Source organism: Mycobacterium sp. IDUB_21, from assembly GCF_055419425.1.
This window is the reverse complement of the sequence record NZ_JBVAXQ010000001.1, coordinates 243182-264249: the sequence shown is the minus strand read 5'-3', so window position 1 is coordinate 264249 and position 21068 is coordinate 243182. Positions and strand designations below refer to the sequence as shown.

17 protein-coding genes and 1 pseudogene are annotated in these 21068 nt (G+C 67.3%); 6 read left to right on the top strand and 12 right to left on the bottom strand.

Annotated elements, in window-relative coordinates:
* Position 1: 1 nt before the first annotated feature.
* The 5 genes and pseudogenes from meaB to ACZYY4_RS01225 all read right to left on the bottom strand — a co-directional run.
* Positions 2-880: a methylmalonyl Co-A mutase-associated GTPase MeaB gene (meaB, locus tag ACZYY4_RS01245; RefSeq protein WP_463807598.1), complete on the bottom strand. Its 879-nt coding sequence runs from the start codon at positions 878-880 to the stop codon at positions 2-4.
* An 8-nt stretch (positions 881-888) separates the two neighbouring features.
* Positions 889-1656, bottom strand: a complete 768-nt coding sequence (locus ACZYY4_RS01240) for an enoyl-CoA hydratase/isomerase family protein (protein ID WP_463807597.1) — start codon at positions 1654-1656, stop codon at positions 889-891.
* Between the two features lie 64 nt (positions 1657-1720).
* On the bottom strand, positions 1721-2812 hold the full coding sequence (locus ACZYY4_RS01235; RefSeq protein WP_463807596.1) for an acyl-CoA dehydrogenase family protein: 1092 nt from the start codon (positions 2810-2812) through the stop codon (positions 1721-1723).
* On the bottom strand, positions 2799-3671 hold the full coding sequence (locus ACZYY4_RS01230) for an acyl-CoA dehydrogenase family protein (protein ID WP_463807947.1): 873 nt from the start codon (positions 3669-3671) through the stop codon (positions 2799-2801). The genes ACZYY4_RS01235 and ACZYY4_RS01230 overlap by 14 nt, the downstream gene beginning before the upstream one ends.
* 16 nt (positions 3672-3687) lie before the next feature.
* Positions 3688-5149, bottom strand: a pseudogene (locus ACZYY4_RS01225) (class I adenylate-forming enzyme family protein); the annotation flags it as partial.
* A 71-nt stretch (positions 5150-5220) separates the two neighbouring features.
* Between ACZYY4_RS01225 and ACZYY4_RS01220 the strand changes: the two are divergent.
* Positions 5221-6237: a 2Fe-2S iron-sulfur cluster-binding protein gene (locus ACZYY4_RS01220; RefSeq protein ID WP_463807595.1), complete on the top strand. Its 1017-nt coding sequence runs from the start codon at positions 5221-5223 to the stop codon at positions 6235-6237.
* A gap of 21 nt (positions 6238-6258) precedes the next feature.
* Here the strand turns inward: ACZYY4_RS01220 and ACZYY4_RS01215 are convergent, their stop codons facing one another.
* The 6 genes from ACZYY4_RS01215 to ACZYY4_RS01190 are packed head-to-tail and all read right to left on the bottom strand — an operon-like array spanning position 6259 to position 13563.
* Entirely contained in the window at positions 6259-7686 is a 1428-nt protein-coding gene (locus ACZYY4_RS01215; RefSeq protein ID WP_463807594.1) for an aldehyde dehydrogenase family protein, read from the bottom strand.
* Positions 7687-7711: 25 nt separating this feature from the next.
* Entirely contained in the window at positions 7712-8647 is a 936-nt protein-coding gene (locus ACZYY4_RS01210; RefSeq protein WP_463807593.1) for an SDR family NAD(P)-dependent oxidoreductase, read from the bottom strand.
* Positions 8644-9480 carry a TauD/TfdA dioxygenase family protein gene (locus ACZYY4_RS01205; RefSeq protein WP_463807592.1) on the bottom strand — a complete coding sequence of 279 codons (837 nt, stop codon included), beginning with the start codon at positions 9478-9480 and terminating at the stop codon, positions 8644-8646. The genes ACZYY4_RS01210 and ACZYY4_RS01205 overlap by 4 nt, the downstream gene beginning before the upstream one ends.
* Complete coding sequence (locus tag ACZYY4_RS01200) at positions 9477-11321, bottom strand: flavin-containing monooxygenase (RefSeq protein WP_463807591.1); 1845 nt, start codon at positions 11319-11321, stop codon at positions 9477-9479. Before ACZYY4_RS01200 ends, ACZYY4_RS01205 begins: the two co-directional genes overlap by 4 nt.
* Positions 11318-12700, bottom strand: a complete 1383-nt coding sequence (locus ACZYY4_RS01195; protein WP_463807590.1) for an aromatic ring-hydroxylating oxygenase subunit alpha — start codon at positions 12698-12700, stop codon at positions 11318-11320. Before ACZYY4_RS01195 ends, ACZYY4_RS01200 begins: the two co-directional genes overlap by 4 nt.
* The gene (locus ACZYY4_RS01190) at positions 12700-13563 is read right to left on the bottom strand and encodes an SDR family NAD(P)-dependent oxidoreductase (protein ID WP_463807589.1); all 864 of its coding nucleotides are present in this window, start codon (positions 13561-13563) and stop codon (positions 12700-12702) included. Before ACZYY4_RS01190 ends, ACZYY4_RS01195 begins: the two co-directional genes overlap by 1 nt.
* Before the next feature lie 376 nt (positions 13564-13939).
* Here ACZYY4_RS01190 and ACZYY4_RS01185 point away from each other — a divergent pair, with 376 nt between their 5' ends.
* The 5 genes from ACZYY4_RS01185 to phoU all read left to right on the top strand — a co-directional run bounded on the left by ACZYY4_RS01185 (position 13940) and on the right by phoU (position 20011).
* Positions 13940-14530 (top strand): TetR/AcrR family transcriptional regulator, encoded by a 591-nt coding sequence (locus ACZYY4_RS01185; RefSeq protein ID WP_463807588.1) that lies wholly within the window; start codon positions 13940-13942, stop codon positions 14528-14530.
* An 87-nt stretch (positions 14531-14617) separates the two neighbouring features.
* Positions 14618-15619, top strand: a complete 1002-nt coding sequence (locus ACZYY4_RS01180; protein WP_463807587.1) for an acyl-ACP desaturase — start codon at positions 14618-14620, stop codon at positions 15617-15619.
* Positions 15620-15633: 14 nt separating this feature from the next.
* A complete protein-coding gene (gene dusB / locus ACZYY4_RS01175) occupies positions 15634-16791 on the top strand; it encodes a tRNA dihydrouridine synthase DusB (RefSeq protein WP_463807586.1) in 1158 nt (385 codons plus the stop codon).
* Positions 16792-17047: 256 nt separating this feature from the next.
* Positions 17048-19291, top strand: coding sequence for an LCP family protein (locus ACZYY4_RS01170; protein ID WP_463807585.1), 2244 nt, complete (start codon positions 17048-17050; stop codon positions 19289-19291).
* A gap of 51 nt (positions 19292-19342) precedes the next feature.
* On the top strand, positions 19343-20011 hold the full coding sequence (phoU, locus tag ACZYY4_RS01165; RefSeq protein ID WP_463807584.1) for a phosphate signaling complex protein PhoU: 669 nt from the start codon (positions 19343-19345) through the stop codon (positions 20009-20011).
* Positions 20012-20014: 3 nt separating this feature from the next.
* Here phoU and ACZYY4_RS01160 read toward each other — a convergent pair whose 3' ends face one another.
* The gene (locus ACZYY4_RS01160) at positions 20015-20941 is read right to left on the bottom strand and encodes an NADP-dependent oxidoreductase (protein ID WP_463807583.1); all 927 of its coding nucleotides are present in this window, start codon (positions 20939-20941) and stop codon (positions 20015-20017) included.
* Positions 20942-21068: the final 127 nt, after the last annotated feature.

The following is a 21068-nucleotide window of genomic DNA, read 5'->3' as shown; positions in this document are numbered from 1 at the left end:
TTCACCTGTCCTCCGGCGACAACAGCTGCTCCGCCGCCGAATACGGGTCATCACTGCCGTCGACGACCAGCTCGGCGAGTCGGTTCAGCTCCGGGTGAGTTCGCAGCCGGGTCTGGGCCAGCGACAGGATCTGGGCCCGCGCCCGCGCCACCCGGCGCTCCCGACTGTCGGTGCGGTGGTGCGCCTCGATGGTCTCCACCAACTCGCCCAAGCCGTCGCCCCGCGCGGCGATCATGGTCAAAATCGGTGCGCCGGTGTGCTTCAGCTCGACCCGGAGGTCCCGCACGGTCTGGTCGGCGCCCTCACGGTCGGCTTTGTTGACCACCACCACGTCGGCCACTTCCAGCAATCCGGCCTTGGCGGCCTGGACTGCGTCGCCGGCACCGGGATTGAGCACGACGATCGTCGGGTCGGCGATCGCGGCGATCTCGATCTCGGATTGGCCGACCCCGACCGTCTCCAGGAGCAGCACGTCGTAGTCGAGGCCCGCGAGCAGTTGGATGGCCGCGGGTACAACTTCGGCCAGTCCCCCGAGGTGACCGCGGGCGGCCACCGACCGGATCAGCACCGCCGGGTCGTTGATGTGCGCGGCCATTCGGATGCGATCGCCGAGCAGGGCGCCGCCGCTGAACGGCGAGGACGGGTCGACGGCGAGCACCGCCACCCGCATGCCTCGCTCCCGGTATGCCCCGACCAGGGCCGCGATCGTGGTGGACTTGCCCGCACCCGGCGGCCCGGTCACCCCGATGACCCGGGTGGAGGCCGGCCCGACGGCCGCCAGTACCTCGACCCGCCGGCCGCTTTCGACCAGCGTCAGCAGCCGCCCGGTGGCGCGCACCGAGCCGGCCCGGGCCGCGGCGAGCAACTCCGCGATCTGCATTGCAGGGGTCAATTCTTGTTCGCGGTGAGCCGATCGATGATGGCGTTGAAGTCGTCGGTTCCAAACGACTGGTCCTCGGCCATGTTCGCGAAGTCCATCGTAGCCAGCACCGCCCGCTCCAGATGGATGTTGAGCAACCGTTTGGTGCTCTCCACCGCCTGGCGCGGCAGTTCGATGATGCGTTGGGCGCACGAGATCGCCTCGGCCAGCGGGTCTTCCACCACATGGTTGGCCAGGCCCAGCTCGACGGCGCGCGCCGCCGGAATCCGTGCTCCGGTCAGCGCGTATTCCTTTGCCTGCAGCAGGCTCATCTGCAATGGCCAGGTCAGCGGGCCACCGTCGGCGGCGACCAAGCCCACCTGCACGTGCGGATCGGCCAGATAGGCGGCTTCGGCCATGTAGACGATGTCGCTGAGCGCCACCAGGCTGCAGCCCAGGCCGACGGCGGGCCCGTTGACCGCGGCGATCACCGGGGTCCGGCAGCGCGCCATCCCCAGCACGATCTCCCGGCCGTGCGCAATCGTCTTGGCGCGCAGCCGTTCGTCGCGTCGAATCTCGTCGAGGTAGGCGAAGTCACCACCGGCGGAGAACGCCCGTCCGCTACCGGTCAGCACTGCGGCTCGCGCGTCGTAATCCTCGTCCAGCTGTGTCCAGAGCTTCGCCAGGCCGCTGTGTAGCGCGTCGTTGACGGCGTTCAGCGCGTCGGGGCGGTTGAGCGTGATGATCCGCAGCGGACCATCGGCGCGCACGTCGATCTCAGCAGGCATGTCGTACATGTCAGACTCCTTCAATGGTCGTGACCCGCTTCACCCGGGCTTCGCCCGCGTTCGCGATCACTCCTTACAATCCCAGGATTCGGCCGGCAATGATGTTCTTCTGAATCTGCGAGGTCCCGCCCATCACACTCTGGGCGCGACTGTAAAGGTAGGCGCTGAGCAGGTCTGGATCGTCGACACCGCCGACCGCCAGCGCGGCATGGCCGACGGACTGCTCCACCCAGGTCATCAGCAACTTGTCCAGCGAGCCCTCCGGACCGTGCGACAGCCCGTCGAGCTGTTCAGAGAGCCGCCGGCGTACGTGCAGCCGCAGCATCTCGGTTTCCACTGCCGCCCAGGCCAATTCCTCCGGTACATCGGCGCCGGCGCGGTCGACACGAGCTGCCATCTGGCGGACCAGCTTGCCGTAGCGGGCGGAGTAGCCCAGCGTCGATGGCTCGCGCTCATGACCGACGACCGTCATCGCCAGTTTCCACCCCTCGCCCGGCTCGCCCACCATCTGACTCGCCGGAACCGTAGCGCCGTCGAACAGCACCTGCCCGAATTCGGTGGTGACGCCGTTGATCATCTGCAGCGGGCGCTGCTCGATACCGGGCTGGTGCATGGAGATGATGAACGCCGAGATGCCGCGGTGCCGCGGCGCGTCCTTGTCGGTGCGGGCCAGCAGCAGACACCAGTCGGCGACGTCGGAGTAGCTGGTCCAGATCTTGTGGCCGTGGATGACGTAGTTGTCACCGTCGCGGGTCGCGGTGGTGGTCAGTGATGCCAGGTCGGAACCGGCCCCGGGTTCGGAGAAGCCTTGGCACCAGCGTTGCGTGCCGTCGATCATCCCGGGCAGGAATCGTTGCTGCAGTTCGGTACTGGCGTGGCGGCCCAGACCGACGACCAGATAGCCGAGGCTCGGGCGCGGCGGGGCACCGGCTGCTGCCAGCTCCTCGTCGACGATCACGTCATAGACGGGCGGCAGCTCCTGTCCCCCGTATTCGCGCGGCCAGGACACCCCGAAGAAGCCGGCGCCGTACAGGGCTTGGTGCCATTCGCCTTGCCGCGCCCAGTACTCGTCTCCGGCGGCGGGAAAGGTCCCGGCCTGCTCGGTCAGCCAAGCCCGAAGGCGGCTGCGGAAGTCGGCTTCGGCGGGCGAGTCACGAAAGTCCATCAGCGATCTCCCTCATCGTCACGGGCCACAGGCCGGTCGAGGCCAGTGCACGCCGCAGGTACACGTGTGCAAGGCATTCCCAGGTGTTGCCGATACCGCCGTGCACCTGGATTGCGGTCTCGCAGACCGTCCGGGCGGTGCGGGCGCAATAGATTTTCGCGATGCGGGCCGCGCGCACCGCGTCGGCCGCGTCCGTTTCGTCGACCGCCCAGGCGGCATGCCGCAGCACACTCACCGAGCCTTCGATCAGCGCCAGCCCTTCGGCGAGCAGGTGGGCGATGGCCTGATGGCTCCCGATGGGTTTTCCGTACTGCTCCCGGATCTTGGCGTAGTCGCACGCCAGCGCGTGCGCGCCACGCGCGGCGCCGACCAGATCGGCGCTGGTTGTCACCAGCGCCAGCGCCTGCCACGCCGCGGCGGCCTCGGCGCTCAGCTCGCCGACCCGCTGCAGCTCACCGGCCAGTTCGGCGCCCGGCCTGGTCAGGTCGGCTCCGGTTCGCACCGCACCGAGCGGGGCGGTCAGCACCGCGTGCTCGCGCACCGTCGCGGCCTGCGTGGCGCCGCCGGCGTCGATGGCGGTCTCTTTGAATGCGACCGTGGTCGGTCCCGCGCCCAGTGCAACGTGCCGGTCCAGATCATCGGCGAGCACCGGGCCGAGGAACGGCACGTCGACGAGCCCGCGACCGAACTCCTCGGCAACGATGGCCACCTCCACCCCCGACGCCCCGTCGGAGCGCAGCTCGCGCCAACCGGTCTGGGCGACAGCCTTTTCCAGGCGGGTCACCCGACCGGTGTCGTCGAGTTCGGCGACCGAGCCGGGACCCAGATCGTCGGCCAGTTTCGCTGCGGCATCCCGCAGTTGTCGTTGCTCAGCATTCAGCCGGACATCCATAGGCGCTCCTTCAGTAATCGACGCAACAGCTTTCCGGACGGCAGCCGGGGAATCTCGGGAACGACCACGATCCGGCTGAGGCGTTTGTAGGACGCGAGGCGGTCGGCCACCAGTGCCGCCAGCTCGGCGTCGCTCACCGGCTCGCGCAGTGCCACGGCCGCGACGACGGCCTCCCCGTCACACGCGTCGGGGACCCCGAACACTCCGCAGTCCGCGACGGCCGGATGCTCGTGCAGCACCGCCTCGATCTCGGCGGGGGCGACCTGGAAGCCGCGTACCTTGATCATCTCCTTGCAACGGTCGGTGATCCGCAGCCAGCCGTCGGCGTCGAGATAGCCGATGTCGCCGGTGTGAAACCACCCGTCGCGCAGCACTTCTGACGTCGCCGCGTCCGGAAGGTAGCCGGACATCACCGACTCGGACCGGACCCGGATTTCGCCGGGAACGCCGGACGGCAGCGGCTCGCCACTGTCGACATCCACCACCTGCAACTGCACCCCGGGCACCGGCCGCCCGACGGTGTCCAGAACCGAGTCGTTCAAAGCCGTGCCGCCCGGGCGGGCTTTGTCGATCGGGCTGCATGCGATCACCGGGAGCTCGCTGGTGCCGTAGGCCGGCACCCATGCAACCCCGGTGCGCCGAGTGACCACCTCGGCGACGGCGGCGGTGACCGGCGTGGCGCCCCACATGATGAAACGCAGCGATGACAGGTCGAACGACTCCAGGTCCGGATGCCCGGCGATGGCCAGCGCGATCGGCGCCACCGCCATCTCCACGGTGATCCGGTCTTCGCCGATCGATCGCAGCATCGTGTCGATGTCGAACCGGCGATGCAGCCGCACCCGCGCCCCGACGCTCAGCGCGGTCAGGATGTTGAGCAGGCCGAGGATGTGCGACGGCGGGGTCACGACCTGGATCCGGTCGTCGGCGGTCAGCCCCAGCGCATCCCGCCAGTGCCGCACCCCCGCGGCCAATGAGCCGTGGCTGTGCCGGACCGCTTTGGGCAGGCCGGTGGTGCCGGAGCTGAACACCAGCAGTGCGTCGGAGCCGGGGTCGACCGCGTGCGGGGAACCGACCGGCAGGCCGGCCGGTATCGGGGCGATCTCGTGGTCGAGGTGCCGCATCGGCATCAGCTCGGCCAGCACCGGGTGGTCTCCGAGCGCGTATCGGGGTTCGGCCAGCGCCAGCGCGTGCGCCACCTCATCGCGCTTCCAGGCGGGGCTGATCAGGGCGACGACGGCCCCGAGCCGCCAGATGGCGCGGATGGCGACGACGAACTCCGGCCGGTTCGACACCATCAGCGCCACCCGATCACCGGCGGTCACGCCGTCGGCGGCCAGGGCGGCTGCCAGCTCACCGGCCCGTGCGTCGAGCTCCGGCAGGGGCAACTGCCGGTCCTCGAACGCGAGCACCGCGGTGGGTGACCCAGACAACCCAGAAAGCATTTGAGAAGATCCTATCGGTTTGAGAGAATAGTATTCTCTGTAACGAAGAACGCAAACCGGAAGAGGTGGTCATGGCGGTCACTCATGTTTTCCAGCGGGCGACCGTGACCCGCATCGTCAAGGAGACCGCCGACGCGTACACGCTCGTCCTGGCGCCGCACGAGACTCCGTTCCCCTACCGCGCCGGTCAGTACTCGACGTTCCAGGTGAAGGTGGACGGCGAGGAGCTGTACCGGTCCTACTCCATGTCGAGCGCTCCGGAAACCGACACCGAGCTGACCACCACGATCAAGCGCGTTCCCGGCGGGAAGGTGTCGAATTGGTTGCTGGACAACGTCGCCGAAGGTGACGAGTTGATCATGACCCGCGCGGCGGGGACCTTCTGCCTGGATTCCTCGGACGCTCCGCTGCTGGGATTCTCCGGTGGCAGCGGGATCACGCCGATCCTGTCGCTGGCCAAGGCCGCACTGGCCACCACCGAGCGTCCGGTGCGGCTGCTGTGCGCAGACCGGGACTCCTCGTCGGCGATCTTCGAGGATGCGCTGGGCGAGCTCGCCGCGCGCTACCCGGGCCGGTTCTCGGTGCAGCGGCACCGGGACGCCGAGAACGGACTGTTGGATGCGGCCGCCGTCACCGCGTTCGTCGGCGCGGACACCGGCGCGGACTGCTACCTGTGCGGCCCGGAAGGATTCATGGCGGTCGTGCGCACGGCCTGGCCGGGCCCGGGCCGGCTTTTCGTCGAAGACTTCGACACCGGCGGCGCCGCCGAGATACCGACGTCGGCGCCGGCCGCTTCCGACACCGCGACCGAGGTGAGCGGGACCGTGACGATTCACCTCGGCCGCAAGAAGGCGTCGGTGCCCCGGGCCGCCGGCGAGACCCTGTTGGAAAGCGCCCGGCGGGCCGGGCTGACGCCGCCGTTCTCCTGCGAAGCCGGGAACTGCGGAACCTGCATCGCCCACGTCAGCGAGGGCAGCGCGAAGATGATCGTCAACAAGGCGCTCGAGGACGACGAGGTCGCCGACGGCTACATCCTGACCTGTCAGGCTGTGCCGGAAGGCGGCTCGATCACGGTGCACTACGAATAGTCGGGCGTAACTACCCCACCCTCAGCCGGCGGCCCCGTAACCCAACGCGCTCTTGGTCTCCAGATACTCGTGGAATCCGGCGTCACTCCACTCGCGACCGTTGCCGCTGCGCTTGTAACCGCCGAATGGCGCATTCATGTCGAAGGCGTGGTTGATCGCCACCCAGCCGGCCCGGATGCGGCGGGCGACTTTCCGCGCGACGTCGAGGTCGGCGCCCGAGACATAACCGGCCAGACCGTAATCGGTGTCGTTGGCGATCTCGACGGCCTCGTCGAGGTCGTCGTAGCCCAGGATGCACAGCACCGGGCCGAAGATCTCCTCCCTCGCGATCGTCATCTTGTTGTCGACATGGGCGAAGACCGTCGGTTTGACGTAGAAACCGGTGTCCAGCCCGTCCGGCCGGCCGGCGCCGCCGGCCGCGACCGTCGCACCTTCGGCGATACCCTGCTCGATCAGGCCCTGCACCTTGGTGAACTGCGCCCCCGACGCCACCGGGCCGATGGCTTTCGCATCGGCGGTGTCACCCACGTTGACCTGTTCGGCTACCGCATGCGCGATAGCAATGGCCTCGTCCATCCGCGAGTTCGGCACCAGCATCCGTGACGGCGCATTGCAGCTCTGCCCGGAGTTGACCATCATGGTCGCCACCCCGGCGGTGACGCTGCCGACGAAGGCGTCGTCGTCGAGCACGATGTTGGCGCTCTTGCCGCCCAGTTCCTGGGTCACCCGCTTCACGGTCGGGGCGGCGTTCTCGGCCACCGCGACGCCGGCGCGGGTGGAACCGGTGAACGACACCATGTCGACGTCGCGATGCTGGGACAGTGCCACCCCCACTCCGGGGCCGTCGCCGTTGACCATGTTGAACACGCCGGCCGGAACGCCTGCGGCGGCCATGATCTCGGTGAAGATGTAGGCCGAGAACGGCGCGACCTCGGACGGTTTCAAGACCATGGTGCAGCCGGTCGCCAACGCCGGGTAGACCTTCACCGCGATCTGGTTCAGCGGCCAGTTCCATGGTGTGATCAGGCCGCAGACCCCGATCGGCTCGCGCACCACCAGGGTGTCGCCGCGTTGTTCTTCGAACTGGAAGTTCTTCAGCGCCTCGATCGCCGTGAGCATGTGACCGATCCCGAGCTGCACCTGCGCGCCGGCAGCCAGCGCCGGCGGAGCTCCGATCTCCTCGCTGACCGCGTCAGCCAGATCACCACTGCGCCGCTGGTATTCGGCGAGGATCGCCTGCAATAGATCCAGCCGTTCGGCCCGGCTGCTCTGCGACCAGCCGGTGAATGCCCGCCGAGCCGCGGCCACGGCCTGATCGACGTCGGCCGCCGAGCCGAGCGCGATTTTCCCGGCGACCTGCTCGGTGGCCGGGTTCTCGACGTCGAGCACCCTGAGCTCAACGGGATCCACCCATTGGCCATCGATGTAGAACTGGGTGTATTCGCGCATCACAACACTCCTTGAACTAGGGGGACTACTGGGTTCTGTCTGCCTGGGCCATCCCGAAGCTGTACCGGATGTGATCGGCGTGGCCGTCGGGCACCACCGGGAAGATCACCGGCGCCCCGAGATCCCGGATCTCATCGATTCGTTCGCCGACTTCGTCGATGGTCCACGACGGCTGATACACACCCGGGCTTTCGGCCACCACCGCGCGCGCCACCCGGCCCGCCAGCGCGATCAGCACTTCGCCGGTGACCGAACAGGATTCGTGCGCAAGCCACCCCACCACGGGCGCGACCAGTTCCGGATCCATCGGCGGGTAGCCGGACGTGTCGATGCCCTCGGCCATCCGGGTCACCGCCGCCGGCACCACGACATTGCACCGCACACCGGCGGGTCCGCCCTCCAGCGCCGCGACATTGCTCAGCCCGATCACACCCGCCTTCGCGGCCGCATAGTTGGCCACACAGGAGTTGCCGTAGAGGCCACCGATCGACGAGGTCAGCACTATGCGACCGTAGCCCGCATCACACATGATGCCGAAGGCCGCCCGCACCACGTGGAACGCACCGCGCAGGTGTACGTCCAGGACGGCGTCGAAATCCGCCGGAGTCATGTCCCGCAGCGAGGCAGGCCGAACGTTTCCGGCGTTGTGGATCACGATGTCCACCCGGCCATAGCCGGCCAGCGCGCAGTCGATGATGTCTTGGCCGCCCTGCGGTGTCGCCACCGACGCGGTGCACGCGACCGCGTCGCCGCCGGCGTCCCGGATCTCCGCGGCCACCCGCTCAGACGGGTCGTCGCGCACACCGTCTCCGGTGAGATCGGCCCCCGTGTCGTTCACGACGACGCGGGCCCCCCGTGCCGCCAGCAGTTGCGCGTAGGCGCGCCCCAGTCCCCGCCCGGCGCCGGTCACGACGGCCACCCGGCCGTCGAACCTGAGCTCGTGCGGATCAGGTCTGCTCAAGCGAAGGGTTCCTCACCGGCGAGTTTGGTCCGTTGCAGCATCCGACCGGAGGCGGGATCGTACGGGCGCGCCCGGTGCATCGTCCCGGTGTTGTCCCACATGACCAGGTCACCGACCGACCACCGGTGCCGGTAGACGAACTGCGGCCGGGTGGCCCAGTCGCGCAGACGCACCAGGGTTTCGGTGCTGGCGGAGTAGTCCATACCGACGATGTGGCTGGCGGTGCAGCCCAGGATCAGCGATCTGCGCCCCGACCGGTGCGTCCAGACCACGGGCAGCTCGCACTCCCCGATCGCCATCATCTGGCGCAGTGTCGCGGCTTCCGGTTCGGGGTCGTAGTAGAGCAGTGAGTTCCATGCCGAGTGCATCGCCCGCAGCGAACCCAGCTGCTGCTTGTCCTCTTCGGGCAGGTCGTCATAGGCGGCATAGGTGTTGCAGAACTCAGTGTCACCACCGCCGTCGGCCGGCAGCACCTTGCTGGACAGCAGCGACGCGAGAATCGGCACCTGGTTCATGGTGCCGTCCAGGTGCCAATAGAAGGACCCTTTGAGGTAGTCGGCCTGCTTGTTGACGTTCGTGTCCAGCGTGACGTCGTAGACGGCCTCGCCGTCGCGCTCGGGCGCCAGCGTGCCCAGCGTCTCGGTGAAGGCGACCTGCTCCTCCTTGGTGAACCCGATCTGCGGGAACACCAGTACGCCGCGCCGCTCGAGCAGTTCCCTGACGGCGCCGGCGTGGGCACCGGACAGCAACGCGTCCTTGTCGGCAAGGACCTCGGTTCCGATGCGCTCGGTGAGGTCGCGTGTCGGCAACGTGATCGTGGTCTTCAATGTCACTGCAGATCCATACCTTTCAGTTCGCCCGCCTCGCGCCACTGCTTCAACAGATCATCGAAGGCGTAGAAGCCCGGCGAGTACACCTCGCCGAGGAACGAGCGGCTGGCATCGCCGAATCCACGGCCCTCGTTGTTGTAATAGCCGGGCGTGCACGTCAAGTCGAATGCCGAGTTGTCGAATGCCAACTCCCGGATGGTGTTCACCCAGTCCTCCTGACCCTCCTGACTGGGCTCGACGACCGTCGCTCCCCGGTTGAGAGCCTCAGCGATGACGTAGGCGATGTGCTCGGCCTGCTGCTCGAACATCGCGGTGGTGTTGGCCGACACGCCGCCTTGGATGAAACCGGTGTGGAACTGGTTGGGGAACCCGCGGCTGGTCATCCCGTGCAGGGTCTGGAAGCCATCGCGCCAGTGGTCGAACAGCGACACCCCGTCGCGGCCCTCGATGACGTCCACCGCGTACCGACGGCTGATCTCCGTGGAGATCTCGAAGCCACTGGCGAAGATGACGCAGTCGACCTCGTACTCGACGCCGCCGGCGACAATGCCCTTCTCCGTGAGCTTTTCGACACCCTTGGATTCGGCCACGTCGACCAGCGTGACATTGGGCCGATTGAACGCGGTCAGGTAGGTGTCGCTGGAGGTCGGACGCTTGCACATGAACCGGTAGTACGGCTTGAGCGCCTCAGCGGTCTGCGGATCCTCGACGATGTCGGCGATCCGGCGGCGCAGCCGCTCCATGATCTTGTAGTCCTCCTCCTCCCGCATCGCCATGATCTCCTCGACTCCCAGCGCCGTCGGGTCGGGACTGGCGCCGATGCGAGCGGTCAGGTTGCGACCCAACTCGGTCCAGAAGTCACACACCATGTCGGGGGCGTCGAACACCACGCCCTCGAACGGCGACCAGCGATGAAAGTTGCGTTTGCGTTCGGCCTGCCAACCCGGCTGCAGCGACGCGGCCCACTGCGGGTCGGTGGGCTCGTTGCCGCGGAAGTCCACCGACGACGGTGTGCGCTGAAAAACATAGAGCTGCTCGGCATCCCGGCCCAGGTGCGGGACCAGCTGCACACCAGTCGCGCCGGTGCCGACCAGAGCCACACGCTTGTCGGCCAGCTTGTCCAAGCCACCGTTCGCGTCACCGCCGGTGTAGTCGTAATCCCAGCGGGCCGAGTGGAAGACGTGGCCGCCCGCGTCCATGAAGTCCTTGATGCCCGCGATGCCGGGCAACTTGGGCCGGTTGTAGGAGCCCTGCGCCATCACCACGAAACGCGCCCGCAGGTCGTCGCCCCGATTCGTCGTCAGCCGCCAGCGCTTGATCCCCTCGTCCCATCGGGCGGTGCGTACCTGAGTCGAGAAGATCGCCCCGTCATAGAGGCCGAAGTGCTTCCCGATGTTCTGGCAATGCTGGAATATCTCGGCGCCGTCGGCGAACTTCTTGGACGGAATGAAGTCGAGCTCTTCGAGCATCGGGACATAGCAGTAGGCGTCGTTGTCGCACTGGATTCCGGGGAAGCGGTTCCAGTACCAGACGCCGCCGAAGTCGCCGGCCATCTCGATGACCCGCACGTCGCGCACGCCGGCCTTCTTGAGGTAGGCGCCGGACAGCAGTCCGGCGATGCCACCGCCGAGGACCACGACTTCGATGTCGGCGTCGATGGGTTCACGCGGAGTCACCGCGGTGTGCGGATCGACCTCGGCGAACTCCACGAAGTCATCCTTGAGTTCAAGGTACTGATTCGAGCCGTCGGAGCGAACGCGTCTGGCCCGCTCGGCGGCGTATTTGTCCCGGAGTGCGTCGAGATCGAAGTCGTCGGGCGTCTGGGTGGGTGCGCAGTCCGTCATTGATCGCTTCCAGTCGGGATTTCCCGGGGCGCGCCGGCAGCCATGTACTTCGACAGCTGGTGATGCAGGTTGACGATGGCGCGTTCCCGGTACGGGTTGGGCTTGGCACCTTGGTAGCCAAGGGATTTCATCCCCTGCTGAACCGCTGCCATGTTGGAGAAGTCCTGCGGCAGAACCGAGCGCCAATTCGGGTCACCGACCGGGGTGTACTCCCACCGGGTCTGCGGCTCTTCGCCTTTCGGAAAGAGCTCCAACACCGAGACCTCGAAGATGCATTTGTCCGGGTTGTAGCTGGGATGCGGCCGGGCGCTGTAACACAGCGCGCTGGTGAGGCCCTGGCCGATCTGGAAGTTCGGGAAGATCTGCCACGCGGTGCCGGCCTGCCCGAGCACGTCGGCCGGAATCGTCGGCCAGATGACCCCGCGGGCTTCGTCGTCGCGACGCGCCGAGGCCAGCCAGTGTTCGAGAACCTTGTCGGCCGGGGTGCCCTCGGGAAGCTCGTCGACCAGTCGCTTGGCGGCGTTGACCAGGGTCGGCGTGGTGGTGGCGTTGGTCTCCTCCATCGTGTAGATCTGCATCTGGGCGGTCGACACCCGCGGGTCGGCGCCGGTGCCCAGCCGGATCTTGGACTTGGTCGTCTCCAGATCGTCGGGTGCGTCGTAGCCGATGTTGCTGTGCTTGCCCTGCACCTTGGCCCAGCCCTTGAACTCGCCGAACTGGTTGAACTCCGGATGGGTCGTATAGACGTGGTAGGTCTCGTTGAAGGCCTCCATGGCGACCTTCCAGTTGCAGTCGAATTCCAGCCATTTGCGCCACTTGTAGCGCATGTTCTCCAGGCCGAAGGGTTCGAGGATCTTGGCTGCGGGGAACAGGTAGTCGGCCAGCGATTCGCAGTCCGGATCCATGTTGATCCAGACCCAGCCACCCCAGGTGTCCACCCGCACCGGTCGCAGGTGGGTGTTCTCCGGCGTCAAGGTGCCCTGCCAGTCGTCCTGCTCACGAATGTGGGTGCACGTCCCGTCCAGGGCGTAGGTCCAGCCGTGGAAGCCGCAGACGAACGACTTGCGGGTGCGCGCGCAGGCGTTCTTCTCCCCGGCGGGGGTGTCGATCAGCCGGCGGCCGCGGTGCATGCAGACGTTGTGGTGAGCGTGAAATGCGTCCGGCCCGGTGCGCACCACGATGATCGAATCGTCGAGGATGTCGTAGGTCAGGTAGCTGCCCACCTCCGGCAGGTCCTCGACCCGGCCGGCCTGCTGCCACACCTTGCGCCACAGCTTGTCCCGTTCGTCGCGGGCGTAGCGTCCGCAGGTGTAAGCCTCGACGCCGATCGTGACCGGACTTGCGAGTTCTTCATCCGAGCCCTGGACCGGATCGGTCATCACATCCTCCTTATCGCCGCGCGGAAGGTGTCGTCCTTGAGGAACAGCGAGGTGTTGTCGGCGGCCAGGTGGCTCCACTTGAGGTCGAGCCCGCCGTCGACCAACAGGGTTTGTCCGGTGATGTAGCTGGACAGATCCGACAGCAGGAACAAGATCGGCCCGGCCTGCTCCTCGGGGCGGCCGCGGCGTCCCATCGCGATCGCCTGCAGGTCGCGGTCGGGATCGTCATCGGTGTAGGTGGCAGAGGCGGCGGTGTTGGTGACGCCCGGGGCCACCGCGTTCACCCGAATCCCGGCTGCCGCCAATTCGACGGCCATGGTGCGGGTCATCGCGACGACGGCGGCCTTCGCGGTGCCGTAGGCGATGTGAAACGGCGCGGTGTTCATCCCGCTGATCGAGGAGATCGACACGATCGAACCCGGCCACTGCTGCGCCACCAGTTCGGCGGCGACCGCACGGCTCATGAAGAACGCGGTCTCCAGGTTGTGCGCGAAGATCTCCCGCCAATCGGAGCGGGCCACCCGGGTCGCGGGCATCCAGGTCGACGGCGCTGCGCCTCCGGCGACGTTGACCAGGCCGTAGAGCTGCCCGTCGGCGTTCCGGGCCGCGTCGAGAACCGCAGCCACCCCCTCGTCGGTGGAGGCGTCGGCAGCCACCGGTAACACCGACAGGCCTTGGGCGGCCAGCGGCGCGATGTGCTCGTCGAGGTTCTGCCGCGAGCGGCTCACCGCGATCACCGTGGCTCCGGCGCGTGCCGCCATCGCGGTGACCGTGGTACCGATGCCGCCCCCGCCGGCTCCCGACACCACGACGATCCGACCCGCAAGGCTGAGCTGACTCAGGAGGCTGGAGTGATCCGCCATGACCCGCTTTCTCCTGGCACAGGCAGCAGCTCCGCACTCCTCCCGGGGAAACCTGGGAAACCCTCAAGACCGGGCGTGCGGAATTGTCCGGACAACATACGTCATTCTTCGTTCTGAAGAACACTATTCCGCAGCACGATGGGGCAGTCAAGGGCAGGCCCGGGCAGCCTGGCGGTTTTATTGTCTGGACTAACGGGTTGCGGCGTAACCGCTCATGGGCGGCGCAGCGCTACCGCATGCCGGGTCGGCCGACGGCGCATATCGCCCAATCGCCGATATGCGGACCCGTCTCGGACATGTCTTGAGTCATGATGGATCCAGTCAAGCGCAGGCAACTTTGACTACGAGTGTTGTCAAGCGACCCTAGGAGATTGAAGTGCCGTCCGGTCAACGCCGGGGCCGCTGGTCCGGGGTCCCACTGGAAGATCGCCCGACGCTGCGCCGAGACGAATTCATCACGGCCGGCGTCCAACTGCTCGGCGACGAACACGGACCAACGCTGACCGTCCGGTCGGTCTGCCGGGCGGCCGCGCTGACCGAACGCTACTTCTACGAAAGCTTCACCGACCGTGACGAATTCGTGCGCGCCGTATACGACGACGTGTGTACGCGCGCAATGGCGGCACTGCTGTCGGCCCAGACGCCGCGAGAAGCCGTGGAAGCCTTCGTCGCCTTGATGGTCGACGACCCGGTGCGCGGCCGGGTGCTGCTGCTGGCCCCGGAGAGTGAACCGGTCCTGACCCACTCCGGAGCACAATGGATGCCCAACTTCATCGGGATGCTGCAGCGCAAACTCACCCGACTCGGCGATCCAGCGCTCCAGCACATGGTGGCAACCGGCTTGATCGGCGCCCTGACCGCGTTGTTCACCGCCTACCTGAACGGGCGGCTCGCGGCCAGCCGTACGCAGTTCATCGACTATTGCGTCGACTTGCTGCTCAATACGGGCAAGACCGAAGACGGATAGCACAACACGCCTACATAAAACTTGCTGATACCGACGTACACAGATATATTGCCTGCAACTAGCGGACACAGATATTCAGGAGCTGCCATGGAGCGGGAATGGACTGACCTGGAGTTGCTGCACGAACTCGAACCGGTCGTCGAGAACGCCATCAACCGGCACTTCTCGATGACCAAGGACTGGAATCCCCACGACTACGTCCCCTGGGCCGACGGCAAGAACTACTACGCCCTCGGCGGGCAGGACTGGGACATCGAGCAGTCGAAGCTGTCCGAGGTCGCCCGGACTGCGATGGTGCAGAACTTGCTGACCGAGGACAACCTGCCCTCGTACCACCGCGAGATCGCGATGAACTTCACCATGGACGCCCCGTGGGGCACCTGGGTGAACCGGTGGACCGCCGAGGAGAACCGGCACGGCATCGCGCTGCGCGACTACCTCGTCGTCACCCGCAACTGCGACCCGATCGAGCTGGAAACCCTGCGGATGGAGACCGTCAACCGCGGCTTCAGCCCCGGCCAGAACCAGCAGGTCTCCGGCGACCTGTTCGCCAAGAGCCTGTTCGACTCGGTCGTCTACGTGACCTTTCAGGAATTGGCCACCCGGATCTCGCACCGCAACACCGGCCGGGCCTGCAACGACCCCGTCGCCGACCAGTTGCTGGCCCGGATCTCGCACGACGAGAACCTGCACATGATCTTCTACCGCGACATCAGCGCGGCCGGTTTCGACATCGCACCGCAGCAGGCGATGTACTCGCTGCACCGGGTGCTGGCCAACTTCCAGATGCCCGGGTACGTGGTCCCGGAGTTCCGCCGCAAGGCGGTGATCATCGCGGTCGGCGGCGTCTACGACCCGCGTATCCACCTGGATGACGTGGTGATGCCGGTACTGAAGAAATGGCGCATCCTCGAGCGGGACTTCAGCGGCGAAGCGGCGCGCTACCAGGAGGAGATCGGCAAGATCGTCGCCGATCTGGAAGAGACGTGCGACAAGTTCGAGGTGGCCAAGCAGCGCCGGCTCGAGCGGGAGGCCAAAGTGGCCGAGAAGCGCGCTGCCAAGAAGGTGCTGGAGCCATCGGCACGGTAGCTCATGGCGGGGGCGTGGCGACCGCACAGCGACGCGGGCTACGGATCGGTTCGCTCGAACTCGCCAGCCCGGTGGTGCTCGCTCCGATGGCCGGTGTGACCAACGTCGCATTCCGCACGCTCTGCCGCGAACTGGAAGAGTCCCGGGCCGGAACGGTCAGCGGGCTGTACGTGTGCGAAATGGTGACCGCCCGCGCGCTCGTCGAGCGCCACCCGGCCACCCTGCACATGACGACGTTCGGCCCAGCCGAGTCGCCGCGCTCGCTGCAGCTCTACACCGTCGACCCGGACACCACCTACGCCGCGGCGAAGATGATCGCCGACGAAGGCCTGGCCGACCACATCGACATGAACTTCGGCTGCCCGGTGCCCAAGGTGACCCGGCACGGCGGCGGGTCGGCGCTGCCCTACAAGCGCCGACTGTTCGGCAACATCGTCGCTGCGGCGGTACGCGGCACAGCCGGCACCGATATCCCGGTGACCGTGAAATTCCGGATCGGCCTCGACGAGGCCACCCACACCCACCTGGACGCCGGGCGGATCGCTGAGGCCGAGGGCGCTGCGGCGGTGGCTCTGCATGCCCGAACCGCGGCACAGCGCTACTCCGGCACGGCCGACTGGGAACAGATCGCCCAGCTCAAGGCACATGTGCGCTCGATTCCGGTGCTCGGCAACGGCGATATCTTCGAGGCCGGTGACGCACTGGCCATGATGGCGGGCACTGGTTGCGACGGCGTCGTCATCGGGCGGGGCTGTCTGGGGCGCCCGTGGCTGTTCGGCGAGCTGTCCGCGGCCTTCGCCGGCCGGCCGGCCCCCACACCGCCGACTCTGGGCGAGGTCGCCGACATCATCCGCCGCCACGGCGAGCTGCTGGCGGCCCATTTCGGCGAGGACAAAGGTATGCGGGAGATCCGCAAGCACGTCGCCTGGTACCTGCACGGCTTCCCGGCCGGGTCGGAGTTGCGGCGCGGCCTGGCAATGGTCACGACGCTGAACGAACTCGACGCGCTGCTGAAGCAACTCGACGGGGCGATCCCGTTCCCGGCCGCCGCGACCGGCCCGCGCGGCCGACAGGGCTCACCGGCCAAGGTCGCCCTTCCCGAGGGCTGGCTGGCCGACCCGGACGATTGTGCGGTGCCGACCGGAGCCGACATTATGCACTCGGGTGGCTGAAATGAGACGTTCTCGACATCGCGTGTCTGGAAACTTCTCAGTAGAATAAGTAACTTGTTGTCCCAGGCGGGGGTGGTCCCTGCGGGGGCGAAAACAGGTACGGAGAATCAATGGCGATCATCCGTGCCAGGCTGACGCGGGATCGACGCCCGTCGGTCCCGACGACTCGGAGGCCCTTGAGGACATGAGTGACGGCGATAACGCCACTCCTGGCCGCAGGCCTGGACAGGGCCGGGACGACGGTGACCATCAGCTGATGACGATGACGCCGCCCGGCCCCGCACCATGGGAGCGCTGGCAGACTCCGGCTCCGCAGCCCGGCCCGGCCCCCCGCCGGCCGGCCCCGTCGCGGCGCCGCAACGGCGGCAACGGCTCGGTGAGCGTCGCCGACTTGATCGCCAAGGTCAACGGCGGTGTTCCCCCGTCCGGCGGTCGCAGCCAGCGCCGAGCCGCCACCGAGACGTCAGAGCCCTCAGAGCTCGTAGAACCCCTGGTAGAACCCGTAGACGCCGCAGAACCCGCATTCACCCCCGAGCCGGAACCCGAACCCCAGGCGACCTTCGAGATCGGGGATGCACCGGGCTTCACCGCCGACATCGCGGAGGTGGCCTACCCGTCGGAGTTGCCCGATCTCGACCGGATTCACGGCACCCAGCGCACCGACGCCGGAGAAACCGACTGGGTCGACTGGGACGGGTTCGAGCCCACCACCGAACTGCTGGGATCATTCGGCGGTCCCAGCTTCACCTCTCCTCCGTCGAGCCTCGCTGAACCGCCGGGATCATTCGGCGGTCCCAGCTTCACCTCTCCTCCGTCGAGCCTCGCTGAACCGCCGGACGTGGCGCGTGAGATACCGCCGGTGCGAATCGACCCACCGGGCCGCGCCGATCCCGAATCCGACGAGCCGCACCCGCACAAGGCCCACCACGGGGCGATGCTGGCCGGTCGGCTGGTGGCGGCCATCATGGCGGTTCTCGCCCTGGTACTGACCGGTTCGGCCTGGCAGTGGAGTACGTCGAAGAACCGAAGCCTCAACCACGTCAGCGCGCTGGACCCCGACTCGCACGACATCCTGGACGCGGCCGGACAGTACGGCGACGAGAACTTCCTGATCGTGGGCGCCGATACCCGGGCCGGCGCCAACAGCAACGTCGGCGCCGGCAGCACCGACGACGCCGAGGGCGCCCGATCGGACACGATCATGTTGGTCAACATCCCGGCGAACCGTAAACGCGTGGTGGTGGTGTCGTTCCCGCGTGACCTGGCCATCACGCCGATCCAGTGTGAGACCTGGAATGCCGCAACCGGCGCGTACGGCCCGATCTACGACGACGAGACCGGCAGCTACAGCGACGACACGGTCTACACCGGGACCAAGCTGAACTCGACCTATGCCTTCGGCGGACCGAAGTGTCTGGTCAAGGAGATCCAGAAGCTGTCCGGGCTGGCGGTCAACCGGTTCATGGCGGTCGACTTCGTCGGCTTCGGCAAGATGGTCGACGCCCTCGGTGGCGTCGAGGTGTGCACCACCAGCCCGCTCTACGACCTCGAGTTGGGCAGCGTTCTGGAGAACTCCGGACGGCAGCGGGTCAACGGTGCGACGGCGCTGGACTACGTGCGGGCCCGCAATGTCACCACCGAGGACAACGGCGACTACGGCCGCATCAAACGCCAGCAGCTGTTCCTGTCGTCATTGCTGCGCTCGCTGATCTCTACGAACACCTTCTTCTCGCCGACCAAGCTGAACAACGTGGTCAACATGTTCATCGGCGACAGCTACGTGGACAACATCAAGACCAAAGACCTGGTGAACCTCGGGCAGTCGCTGCAGAAGGTGGCCGCCGGCCACATCACCTTCGTGACCGTACCGACCAGCCAGACCGACGAGAACGGCGACGAGGTCCCGCGGATGGATGACATGCGGGCGCTGTTCGACGCCATCATCAGCGACGACCTGCTGCCCGGCGAGAACGATCACAACGCCACATCGGTCCCGACCACCGCGGCCAGCCCCACCACGCAGTCCAGCCAGACCAGTCAGGCGTCGGCGGCGCCGGCCGGCACCGCCAAACCGCAGAGCGAGCAGGTCCGGGCGGTCACCACCTCCCCCGGCGACGTCACCGTGCGGGTGTCGAACGCCACCGAGCAGTCCGGTCTGGCCGCCGCGACCGCCGACGGCCTCCAGCAGTGGGGCTTCGACGTCGACAGCGCCGACGACTACCCGGGCATCGTCAAGACCACCAAAGTGCTGTTCTCCCCCGGCAACGAGCAGGCCGCCGCCACGGTGTCCTCGGCGTTGACAGGCGCGCCGATCGAGCGGATCAGCGGGTTGGGCAGCATCGTGCGAGTGGTACTGGGCTCGGATTTCCATTCCGTCACCAAGCCGGCGGCGGGTGGCTCGCAGATCAGCGTGCAGCTCAACCGGGGCGCCAGCGTCCAACCGACCGAGCTGCCCGACGACCTGACGGTCACCAACGCGGCGGACACCACCTGCGAATAGCGGCCCGCCGCCTCGCGGCCTGCGACCGCCGTCCAGGCTAGTCTTGGGGGCATGCGTACCGCCTATCACGAGCAACTCTCGGACTTGGCCGAACAGCTCGGCACGATGTGCGGCCTGGCTGGAATCGCCATGGAACGTGCCACTCAGGCCCTGCTGCAGGCCGACCTGGTGGTCGCTGAGCAGGTGATCACCGGTCACGAGCAGATCGCCTCGATGAGTGCCCGCGCCGAGGAGAGCGCCTTTGTGCTGCTGGCGTTGCAGGCACCGGTCGCCGGGGATCTGCGGGCCATCGTCAGCTCCATCCAGATGGTCGCCGACATCGACCGGATGGGCGCACTGGCGCTCCACGTCGCCAAGATCGCCCGCCGTCGGCATCCACAACACGCACTACCCGAAGAGGTCAACGGCTATTTTGCCGAAATGGGCAGGGTAGCAGTTGATTTGGGTAACAGCGCGCAGGAGGTGCTGCTGTCGCGCGACCCGGAGAAGGCTGCTCGGATTCGCGAGGAGGACGACGCGATGGACGACCTGCACCGGCATCTTTTCTCGGTGATGATGGACAAGGAGTGGCGGCACGGAGTCGCGGCAGCCGTGGACGTGACACTGCTCGGCCGGTTCTACGAACGCTTCGCCGACCACGCCGTGGAGGTGGCCCGACGGGTGATCTTCCAGGCCACCGGAAAATTCCCGGACGAGAACACCCTGCCCTCGCCGGACTAGATCTCAGGGCCGAAGCACGATCTTGCCCCTGCTGTGTCGCCGTTCCAGGACACGGAACGCGTGCCGAACGTCGTCCAACGGAAATGTTTCCGCGATCGGAACCTCCAGGTCCCCGGCAGCGATGAGGTCGGCGAGTTCGGCCAGCACCCGCGCGTCGGCGGCATCCATACTGCCCGCGGATTTGACCCCGAATCGTTCCGCTGCGGCGAAATCGATGATGGTGTCGACGCGCTCCGGCGCCACACCCAGGTCCGCTACGGCCAGTTCCACGTAGCCGCCGCCGAAGAAGTCCAGAAACGCGTCGATCCGACCGGCCGGCGCCGCCGCTTTGAGTCGCTCGCCAAGGGTAGTGCCGTAGTTGACCGGGATGACGCCGTGCGCAGTCAGCCAGTCGTCGTTGGCGGGCCCGGCGACACCGATGACGGTGGCACCGGCCCGCCTGGCCAGTTGCACCGCGATGGTGCCCACTCCCCCGGCGGCGCCGGCCACCGCAACGGTGTCGGCGGGCGTCAAGGCGACCGAACGGACCGCGGCGTAGGCGGTGGTGCCGGCCACGAACAGCGACCCGGCGACATCCCACGACAGCGCCGCCGGTTTGGTGACGAGCTGATCGGCGGGCACCGTGACGAACTCGGCCTGGCTGGCCCGCGCGTCGGTGAAGCCCAGGACTTCGTCGCCGACGCTGAACGCATCGACGCCGGACCCGAGTTCGGCGACCACACCGGCCAGGTCGCTGCCCTGTCCGGACGGGAAGGTGGCCGGCCACCGGTCATGCAGCGCGCCCTGGCGGATCATCGCCTCGCCGGGGTTGATTCCCGCCGCCTTGACCTGTACCAACACCTCGCCGGCCGCCGGAGTAGGGCGGGGGACATCGCGCACCTCGAGTACGTCGACGTCGCCGTAACGATCGAACCTCACTGCTTGGGCCATGGAAGGTAGTACGGCGGCGGCCGGCACGTTATTCCCACCGGTGAAGGAATGCCATCCGGTTTATTACCCTCGCCCTGTTAGTCTTCTGACAGCCCCTGCCGCACTGGATTGTCGTCGTTCGCGGTCG